This window comes from Zhongshania sp., assembly GCF_041584495.1.
Taxonomy (GTDB): domain Bacteria; phylum Pseudomonadota; class Gammaproteobacteria; order Pseudomonadales; family Spongiibacteraceae; genus Spongiibacter.
In genome coordinates this window covers 1-8,951 of record NZ_JBFHDY010000134.1, presented here as the reverse complement: position 1 = coordinate 8,951, position 8,951 = coordinate 1, and the positions used below count along the sequence as shown (strand labels likewise).

Annotated in this window: 9 protein-coding genes; 5 read left to right on the top strand and 4 right to left on the bottom strand. The window is 52.0% G+C overall.

Annotation, left to right across the window (positions count from 1 at the left end; all coding sequences use genetic code 11):
- Nucleotides 1-386: 386 nt before the first annotated feature.
- On the top strand, nt 387-2,492 hold the full coding sequence (locus ABYP33_RS16085) for a PQQ-dependent dehydrogenase, methanol/ethanol family (RefSeq protein ID WP_373092171.1): 2,106 nt from the start codon (nt 387-389) through the stop codon (nt 2,490-2,492).
- A gap of 156 nt (nt 2,493-2,648) precedes the next feature.
- Complete coding sequence (locus tag ABYP33_RS16080) at nt 2,649-2,864, top strand: hypothetical protein (RefSeq protein WP_373092170.1); 216 nt, start codon at nt 2,649-2,651, stop codon at nt 2,862-2,864.
- A gap of 96 nt (nt 2,865-2,960) precedes the next feature.
- Here ABYP33_RS16080 and ABYP33_RS16075 read toward each other — a convergent pair whose 3' ends face one another.
- On the bottom strand, nt 2,961-4,166 hold the full coding sequence (locus tag ABYP33_RS16075) for a leucine-rich repeat-containing protein kinase family protein (RefSeq protein ID WP_373092169.1): 1,206 nt from the start codon (nt 4,164-4,166) through the stop codon (nt 2,961-2,963).
- A gap of 118 nt (nt 4,167-4,284) precedes the next feature.
- Between ABYP33_RS16075 and ABYP33_RS16070 the strand changes: the two genes are divergently transcribed.
- The 3 genes from ABYP33_RS16070 (at nt 4,285) to ABYP33_RS16060 (ending at nt 5,193) form a co-directional block, all read left to right on the top strand.
- Nucleotides 4,285-4,578 (top strand): DUF202 domain-containing protein, encoded by a 294-nt coding sequence (locus ABYP33_RS16070; protein WP_373092168.1) that lies wholly within the window; start codon nt 4,285-4,287, stop codon nt 4,576-4,578.
- A gap of 92 nt (nt 4,579-4,670) precedes the next feature.
- On the top strand, nt 4,671-4,829 hold the full coding sequence (locus ABYP33_RS16065) for a YqaE/Pmp3 family membrane protein (protein WP_008253263.1): 159 nt from the start codon (nt 4,671-4,673) through the stop codon (nt 4,827-4,829).
- A gap of 4 nt (nt 4,830-4,833) precedes the next feature.
- Nucleotides 4,834-5,193 (top strand): DUF4112 domain-containing protein, encoded by a 360-nt coding sequence (locus ABYP33_RS16060; RefSeq protein ID WP_373092167.1) that lies wholly within the window; start codon nt 4,834-4,836, stop codon nt 5,191-5,193.
- 9 nt (nt 5,194-5,202) lie between these two features.
- Here ABYP33_RS16060 and ABYP33_RS16055 read toward each other — a convergent pair whose 3' ends face one another.
- The 3 genes from ABYP33_RS16055 to ABYP33_RS16045 all read right to left on the bottom strand — a co-directional run bounded on the left by ABYP33_RS16055 (nt 5,203) and on the right by ABYP33_RS16045 (nt 8,844).
- On the bottom strand, nt 5,203-6,660 hold the full coding sequence (locus tag ABYP33_RS16055; RefSeq protein WP_373092166.1) for a TrkH family potassium uptake protein: 1,458 nt from the start codon (nt 6,658-6,660) through the stop codon (nt 5,203-5,205).
- Nucleotides 6,661-6,699: 39 nt separating this feature from the next.
- A complete protein-coding gene (locus ABYP33_RS16050) occupies nt 6,700-7,335 on the bottom strand; it encodes a DUF502 domain-containing protein (RefSeq protein ID WP_373092165.1) in 636 nt (211 codons plus the stop codon).
- A 102-nt stretch (nt 7,336-7,437) separates the two neighbouring features.
- Nucleotides 7,438-8,844 (bottom strand): VWA domain-containing protein, encoded by a 1,407-nt coding sequence (locus tag ABYP33_RS16045; protein WP_373092164.1) that lies wholly within the window; start codon nt 8,842-8,844, stop codon nt 7,438-7,440.
- Nucleotides 8,845-8,951: the final 107 nt, after the last annotated feature.

Sequence of the window (8,951 nt, the reverse complement as noted above, 5' to 3'; positions counted from 1 at the left end):
CGTTTTGATCAACTGGGGCTGATCTCGTTAGTGGATCAGTATCGTCGTCTCATGAGTACAATATGAACCGCCGTATACGGAACCGTATGTACGGTGGTGTGGGAGGACGGCGGAAGTGATTCCGCCTCCTACCCGATCTTAAGAAACGCGGGACGGGAGATGGGCGACGCTTATATTCGCTGGCGCTCACTGCCGTAAGACGGAAGTCGGGGGCCGGATGACTGACGCTTAAGGACATTCCTTGTCGCTCTGAGGTCGTCGCGTCGAACATCCAACCCAGCTTTTGCGTCTTCCGTCTCCCGGCAAGCATTCAGCGCTTTACACCTGTCCATTTGCTTGGCATTGTCAGACTCATAAAAGTAATCATGTAAAACATGGAGACAATAATGAGTAATGCCCCGGTTATTCCCGCACTGAAATCAGTCGCTCTTTTGTGTTTCTCGTCACTATTCTTGGCGTGCGCTAAAGCCCCGCCACCGGAGGACGCGCCCGCTGAGGCAAGGGCGGTCGAGTGGACGAAACACGGCGGCGGTGATGCCGAGCAGCGATTTTCGCCCTTGGCGCAAATCAGTCCAGATAATATTTCACAACTGGGTTTAGCTTGGGCGTTCGACTTGGGCGTGAGTCGCGGCATTGAGGCCACGCCGCTGGTGGTTGACGGTGTTATTTACGTCACCGCCACCTGGAATACAGTATCGGCGCTAGACGCCAAAACGGGCGCACTGCGCTGGCAGTACGACCCCAAGGTTGATCGCAGCAAGGCCGCCGATTTGTGTTGTGACGCGGTTAATCGCGGGGTGGCCTACGCCGATGGCAAAATTATTACTGGCACCATCGACGGCCGTTTGCTGGCCCTCGACGCTAAAACCGGCGTCAAACTCTGGGATACCATTACCGTTGATCAGAGCCAGCCTTACACCATTACTGGCGCGCCCCGCATTGTTAGGGACAAAGTCTTTATAGGTAATGGCGGCGCGGAGTACGGTGTTCGTGGTTATGTCTCGGCTTACGACATAAACACCGGCGCGCTGTTGTGGCGCTTCTACACCGTGCCGGGTAATCCCGCGGATGGTGTTGAAAGCCCAGCCATGGCCAAGGCCGCAGAAACCTGGAGAGGTGAATGGTGGAAATTTGGCGGTGGTGGCACGGTTTGGGATTCCATGGCCTACGACCCCGAATTAGATCTGCTCTATATTGGCGTGGGCAATGGCTCGCCATGGAACCAGAGCATTCGCAGCCCGGGTGGTGGCGATAATCTCTACCTCTCCTCCATTGTGGCGCTGCGACCCGACACGGGCGAATATGTTTGGCACTACCAAACTACGCCAGGTGAGACTTGGGATTACACGGCCACCCAGCACATGATCCTGGCCGACGTAAATATTGACGGCAAACCCCGCAAGGTCATTATGCAGGCGCCTAAAAATGGTTTTTTCTATGTGATTGATCGCGCCAGCGGCGAGCTGTTGTCAGCGAAAAACTATGTGCCGATCAATTGGGCAACACACGTCGACCTCGAAACTGGGCGCCCTGTTGAGATTCCTGAGGCGCGCTGGGGTGGCAAAGCACCCTATATGCAATTACCTGGGCCGTTTGGCGGCCATAACTGGCACCCCATGTCGTTTAGCCCCGATTCTGGCTTGGTCTATATTCCCGCCATGGAAACGCCCTATGTTTATGCCCAAGATGAAAACTTCAGCTTTAACAGCAAGGGCTGGAATACTGGCGCAGACAGTGCCATGGGTTCACTGCCGACCGATATCGCCCAATTTAAGGCGGTAAAAGCAGCCGTAAAAGGCCGCTTGTTGGCGTGGGACCCGGTGAAACAGCAGCCCGCTTGGCAGGTGGAACACAATAGCCCATGGAATGGTGGCGTATTGTCGACTGCGGGCGGCTTGGTGTTTCAGGGCAACGCCGACGCCAAGCTGGTGGCGTATCGGGCCGACAACGGGGAGCGACTATGGGATTTCTTTGCGCAAACCGGCATTGTTGCGCCACCCATTAGCTATGAATTGGATGGTGAACAGTACATTGCGGTTGCCTCGGGCTGGGGTGGTACGTTTGCCTTGGTATACGGCGGCTTGTTTCCGGCTGAAAGTGCTGCTGGTGTGGGGCGCTTAATGGTATTTAAGTTGGGCGGTAAAGCGAGCCTTCCCGCGATTTCGGATAAGGTGACTGCGCGGCCAGCGCCGCCAGCGTCAACGGCAGATGCGCAAACCATTGCCAGAGGAAAGGCACTCTACGACAGCAGTTGCGTGGTGTGTCACGGTGATCATGTCGTCTCTAGCGGCCTAATCCCAGATCTGCGCTGGTCGCCGCTACTCGCGACTGACGCCGCCATTCAAGCCGTTGTTATCGATGGCTTATTGAGTTCGCGTGGTATGCCATCGTTTAACGGCGTGTTGACGAAGTCAGATGCGCAGGCATTGCGCAGTTATATTATTCATGCCGCCCATGAAGGCTTAGAGGCGAAATTAGATATCGGTAAATAAGACACACCCTCATGCGTCTCGGGTAGCGAGCTTGAAATATTCAGTGAGCTGCCCGAGCGCGCATTGTCAGGCGCTGCCTATTTGCCAATACTGAACTAAGCTCATGGTGCACAATCAAAGCCTGTGTTCGTTTCTTCAATAGACAATAGAGAAATTATGAAACAGCTTCTGATAGGAACTACAATCGCAGCATTCGCTACTTTACTCATGGCTTGTTCCGACGACAAAGCCACTACCGCACCTGCTGCCGAGAAAGGCTCTACTGCGATAAGTATTGACACCGGCGAAGGCTCCTTTGGTTATAAGAGCGATAGCGATGGCGAAAATACCTCGCTGACCGTTGATGCAGATGGCGGCGAAGGCAAAAAATAGTTTTTTTGCTAATTAGTCGAAAAAGGGCAGATCATGTGAAGATGATCTGCCCTTTATTGTTTCCGATATTCAGGCTTTAGATCGTCGCCACATTTGCTATGTCGACACACTTTTTGCGACGTAGAGGCTCTGTAGGTCTTCAATAAAATGGCCGAGGGCGCGATGCTCTATGGTGCGTATTTTTTCCTGCTGCGCCTTACTTAGCATGTGATACATCGATGCGGCGCCGAAATCGCCAAACAGGATATTGGCGGCTTCGTCGAACAAGGTGTTGTGAGCGTATAGATCGCCATGACAAACTTGTCGGGCATGCAAATGCTCAAATACTGCGGTTATCTGTGCAGTTATTTTATCGACTTGCGTTGTTGATAAAGAAAAATTCGCAGGGAAGGTGTCACGGGTGCAGCTGCTTAAGCTTGGCGGCAGCCCGAGGTTTTTATAGTTAGGCGGTATTAAGCTCATGATCAATGCGAGGCAGTCGGCTTCGTTTACCTGCGCTAGCGATTCCACTAAATTAGGGTGGTAGCCTACTTTTAAGCAGGCGCGCAACTCATCGCGAGGGTAGCCATCACTGGTAACCTGGCCTTTAAATACTTTTACGGCGAACTCGTGAGGAAAGTCTTGTTGCGGAGCATTCCACGTCGCCTTTGAGATTACTCCCGAGGCACCTTGTCCCAGCACGCGGTGTAGGGTGTAACTCGACGATGCAACGAATGGCACTGATGGGCCGTCACTGTCTGCCGTGCTAAAGGGATTGCCAGCAAAGGCCAGCCACGCGAGTTTTGGTAGGTCGAGTATGTGCTCGGGGCATTGCTTGAGCTGATTTGCAGAAATGCGCAGCAACTCAAGATGAGTGCAGTGGGCCAAACTCAACGGTAGCTGTTGCAGACGATTACCCGCCACTAGCAGTTTTTGCAGTTGTGAGCGCTGGCCTATTGCATCGGGCAAAGCGTCTAGGCGATTGTCGGTAAGTGTTAACCAGCGTAATTTTGGTGGTAGTGCACTGCCGCAAATCTGCGTTATTTGATTTGATTTAAAGCCGATCATTTCTAAGTTCTCACACTGACCTAGCACCTCGGGCAGTGAGCGGAAACGATTGTTTGAAGCAAAAATAATTTTCAGTTTTTTAAGCTGACTGAGCTCGTCGGGCAAACTGCATAATTGATTATTAGACACATCCAGTATTTCGAGACTGTCGGCGAGACTGAGTATTTCAGCGGGCAAAGATGTCAAATTTGCCGAGATCTGTAGACGTTTTACACCGGCCAGTTCACCCGATTTAAGCTGCGCGAGGGTATGCAAAATATAATTCCATGGTGTGTGCTAAATTTAGCGTTTGAAGCCTACTGAATACAGCCGTAAAAGGAAAGAAACCGGTGCGCCGCTGTCAAACATCGATACCACAATATAAGGGAATATTATGACTGGGAATTCAGACACCCGAGATACACTGGCGCTTGAGCGGACGCGTATGGCTAATGAACGTACCTTTCTTGCCTATATTCGCACTGGCTTGTCACTTTTAGCTGCGGCGGCGGTTTTGTTTCAGTTCTTCTCAAAGATTAATTCTTATGTCGCCACGGTGTGGGTCTTGGTCGTTTTAGGTGTGTTGGTGTTGGTGTTGGTGATTGGCTTACTGCGTTTTTACACAGTAAAAGCAGAACTTAATCGCTATGCCGTGAGTCTGGAAGACTTACAGGCTAGCAATAAGTGATATTAGTACCGCCTTAGCAATTCATCGTTATTTATCTGTGCTATCTTGAAAAGCACAGCGTCGCATTAGCGAAATAAAGAGGATATAGAACTATGGATATTGTTCGTATTATTTTTGCCATTTTCTTACCGCCAGTTGGCGTGTTTTTACAAGTTGGTTTAGGTAAACATTTTTGGATCAATATTATTCTCACGCTATGCGGTTATCTGCCGGGTATTATTCATGCGGTTTATATTATCGCCAAGAAATAGATAAATGACCGACACTGAAACCGAACGGCGACTGCGACGCAGTCGCCAGCTCGCAATCTTGCTTGATGGCGCTTGGGGCATTCCCTATACCCCTTGGCGCTTTGGTTTAGATGCGTTGCTTGGGCTGTTGCCGGTGGCCGGGGATTTGCTTAGCGCCCTCCTCGGTCTGGGGGTTATTGTGCAAGCCAGAAAGCTCAAAGCACCGCAGTCATTGCAGTTAAAAATGTTGGGGAATATTGCCTTGGATTTTTTATTGGGTAGCGTGCCGATCATTGGTGACATAGCCGATGTCGCGTTTCGTAAAAACATGCGTAATGTGGCTTTACTTGAAGCGTGGGTGGCGGCAGTTGATGCTGAAAAATAATACTGATTTTTAACTCTTCCAATACGTCGGTGTTAGCACCAGTATTACGGTCATAAACTCCAGCCGTCCAAGTAACATTCCCACACTCAAAATCCATTTACTACTATCTGGCAAACTAGAAAAATTTCCTGCGGGGCCGATAACATCGCCTAGCCCAGGACCAACGTTCATGAGTGCGGTTGCGGCGCCAGTGAGGCTGGTAGTTAGGTCTAAACCACTGAGCGCAAGTAGCAGCGTAATCGCAACCAGTGAGATCAGCATAATAAACACAAAGGTCACAGCCGAGAGCACGATACTGTCGTCGACGGGGCGCTTATTGTAGTGACGGTGGATCATGGCGCGGGGGTGCACCGCGCGAACAATGCTTTCTTGCATCATCATAAATAGCAATTGAAAGCGGAATATTTTAATGCCACCGCTAGTGGAGCCCGAGCAACCGCCAATAAACATGGCAAAGAAAAATGCCGCTACGGCTAACTCACCCCACTGCGAATAGTCACCGCTGGCAAAGCCGGTGGTGGTAATGACCGACACTAAATTAAAGGTGGCATAGGTGAGGGCGTGGGCCAGATCGATGTCGGTTTCGGAGAGTAGATGCAGAGTAATAATGACACTGAGAACCAGCAGGGTGAGTAAAAAGCCACGAATCTGTTGGTCGTTAAATACGTGCCAGTGGCGCTTAATAATGAAGTGCACGTAAATCGTAAAAGGCATGGCGCCAAGTATCATAAAGAAGATTGCTATCCAGTGACTGGGCAGGTCGGCGAACTGGGCAAAGGAGCTGTCTGAGGTCGAATAGCCGCCAGTGGATATGGTGGTCATGGCGTGGTTGACGGCGTGAAAACTGTCCATGCCGTCGAGCATATAGGCGCCGGCGCACAGCAAGGTAAGGACGATATAAACGTAGATGATCATAGTGACCATGGTGCCGGAGCGTGTGGTTTTGTCTGACCAGTCAGAGGACTCAGTTTGAAATAAGCGCATACCGCCGACTTTTAAAAAGGGCAAAATCGCGACGGCCATGCCGATGACGCCGAGCCCGCCTACCCACTGTAGCATGGAGCGCCACACTAGAATGTCGTGGGCCATGCCGTCTAGGCCAACCAAGACCGTCGAGCCGGTGGTTGTCAAACCAGAGACCGATTCAAATACCGCGTCGGTAAAGCCGCAAAAGCCGGGTATTAATAGAAAAGGTAATGCCCCAGTCAGGGAAATCAGCAACCACGAGCTGGTGGTAATTAAGAACATTTGTCGTGGTGTTAGCATGTTCATGCGGTAGGATCGCGAGAGTAACCAACCACAGGCCGCGAGCGTCACGGTTAAGCCAAGCGCACCGGCAAAGGCGCGGCTATTGCCGGTGTTGTAAATGATGGCCATTAGTAGCGGTACAGCCATTAGCAGGCCAAATACCAGTAAGATTAAGCTGCAAACCTTGAGTACGGGTTTAATCAGTGAGGCTTGGCTCATTATCGTGCTACCGCCACTTGGCGATCAGTGGGTGCTGGGTTATTGCGATGTTATTGGCTGGTTAACGTTGATGATACCGAGCTCTGCGGAACCGGCGCCACAGGAGATAATCGATTTAAAGGCGGCATCTAATTTAATGTCGGGGCGCGGTTCTACACAATCTGGTGGCAGGTGGTAGACAAATCCCGATGTGGGGTTGGGGCCGGTGGGGACGAACACGGTAAACCAGCCATTGCTGTGACGACTGGTGATAATAGCGGTTGCTCGTGACGGAATGTGGCTGCCATAGAGCTGCACCACCGCCGCTTCGCCACGGGTAAACGGTGAGTTGCTATTGGTGCCAAACATTTGCTGAATAATGTCGCGAATCAGTTTGTAGCCTGGGGCAAAGCGCGCTAAATGGGCGTCGACAAAATTTTGTATCCAGAGCCCAGCGCGGGTGGCGACGAGGGTGCCAACCATAAAACAGGCGATGAGAATGAGCGCAATAACGGCGACGTCGATGACTAAGCTTGGCGCACCGGTAATACGTTCTAGTGGGTCAGTCAGTGGTGCAATTAGCGCTTGGACACTGTGCATTGCCCAGCGCAGCGCCAGTAGTAGGATGACAATGGGCGCAATAACCAATACGCCACCGATAAATGATTGGCTAATAAAATGTTTGAGCTTATCCATAGCGATCCAGCCTGGTCTCTGTCAATGTTCATAGTAGCGAGTTTAGCGACGGACTACATCGCCAATATGGGTGTATTTGTGCCAGGGCATTTTCACGGAAGCTTAACGTAATAGACTTAATAGGCCGTCTAGTAAGCGTTCTAATTTACGCAGGGAGCCGCATTCCGCCACATAGTGTGCGGCACTTTGGTAGCGGCGTATCTCTGAGTCGCCACTATTCCAACTAAATTGGGATTCGGGGTTAAACCACAGCACTAAGCGAGCGCGGTGGTAAATATCACGCAACGCGGCAATGCCGGTATTGCCGCCATTACCTCGGCCGTCGCCTAAGATAATGACGCAGCTGCGGCGGTTGAGTTTGTCGGCAATTTGATCGCGAAAGGTATTGAGGGCCAAACCGTAGTCGCTGCTACCGAGACCGTGACGCTGCTGGACAATGGCGAGAGCCTCGTCGGCGGGGTATTGGCGAAATAAATCAGTGACTTCAATACTGCGCCCGCAAAACACAAAGCAGCGGGTGCTGGGCAATACGTCGCTGAGGGCCTGCATAAAGAGCAGTAGCACACGTGACCACGCGCTAACCGAACCACTGATGTCGCAGAGTACAAAAATCTCACTTTTATCTTTGCGCGTGGTTTTCCAAAAACGATGGAAGGGAATGCCGCCGTAGGCGATATTGCGGCGCAGGGTTTTACCCAAGTCGAGCTTGCCCTTGCGGGCGTGACGATGGCGTTGGCGATGTCGTGAGGCGAGCTTTTTAGCGAGCTTGCGAATTAGCGGTGGCAGGCGCTCGCGATGGTAAGACTCCATGGCCGACAGCGAACTGTTCTGGAGTATATCGTCGCGAATGGTGCGGCTTGAGGCGTCGTTATTGAGCAGCAGTTGTCGGTTGATAACATCGATTACCGCCGCAATTTGGGCGTCGCGAATTTGTTCGAGCCAGTTGGCGCGCTCGTCGTTGCCCGCTTCGCGCAATGCTTGTATTTCGATCTGGCGCTGTTTGTCGCCGAGGACATCGAGAATACGGCGCCGAAATACGCCGCGCTGGGTGCGAAACTGAATATTTTCGATACCTGCTTCAGCGGCGGCGCGCATTACGTCGGCGCGGGTTTGACTACCTTGCCCGCCCCCGCCGCCACCTTTGCCGGGCATTGCTGAATCGCCCTGGCCTTCGCCGCTGGCTTGGCCGTCACCGTCACCGACTTCGCCTTCACCTTCATTAGCTTGCTCGCTGCTCGGCAGGTTTTGCTCGGTATTTGCTGCTTGGCTGTCGCTGCTGCTTGCCTCTTGGCTATGGTCGAGGTGAAAGAATTGATCAAAACACAGGGCAAACGTGTCGTTGTCGTCGACGGTTTTGGCGAGGCAGCTCGCCAGGCCATCGCGCAATAGTATCGGGTCGCTATAACCTAGTGCCGCTGTAACTTGCATGGCATCTAAGGTTTCAGCGGTCGACACCGGCAGGCCGTGGTGGCGCAGGTGACGAATGAATTGGAGCAGCGTGTTATCCATAGTGGCTTAGGTTTACAGCAAGCCGCTTTCGGATTTTTTAATCAAGCTGTGTAACTCCGGGGTGACCATGGCGATGTCTTCCTCGTATTTGAGCAGTACGTTGAGGG

What these genes read in the sequence shown, in the direction of transcription:
- ABYP33_RS16065 (WP_008253263.1), top strand. Translation starts at nt 4,671, where the DNA reads ATGGATATTGTTCGTATTATTTTTGCCATTTTCTTACCGCCAGTTGGC.
- ABYP33_RS16060 (WP_373092167.1), top strand. Translation starts at nt 4,834, where the DNA reads ATGACCGACACTGAAACCGAACGGCGACTGCGACGCAGTCGCCAGCTC.
- ABYP33_RS16045 (WP_373092164.1), bottom strand. Translation starts at nt 8,844, where the DNA reads ATGGATAACACGCTGCTCCAATTCATTCGTCACCTGCGCCACCACGGC.
- ABYP33_RS16070 (WP_373092168.1), top strand. Translation starts at nt 4,285, where the DNA reads ATGACTGGGAATTCAGACACCCGAGATACACTGGCGCTTGAGCGGACG.
- ABYP33_RS16050 (WP_373092165.1), bottom strand. Translation starts at nt 7,335, where the DNA reads ATGGATAAGCTCAAACATTTTATTAGCCAATCATTTATCGGTGGCGTA.
- ABYP33_RS16080 (WP_373092170.1), top strand. Translation starts at nt 2,649, where the DNA reads ATGAAACAGCTTCTGATAGGAACTACAATCGCAGCATTCGCTACTTTA.
- ABYP33_RS16085 (WP_373092171.1), top strand. Translation starts at nt 387, where the DNA reads ATGAGTAATGCCCCGGTTATTCCCGCACTGAAATCAGTCGCTCTTTTG.
- ABYP33_RS16055 (WP_373092166.1), bottom strand. Translation starts at nt 6,660, where the DNA reads ATGAGCCAAGCCTCACTGATTAAACCCGTACTCAAGGTTTGCAGCTTA.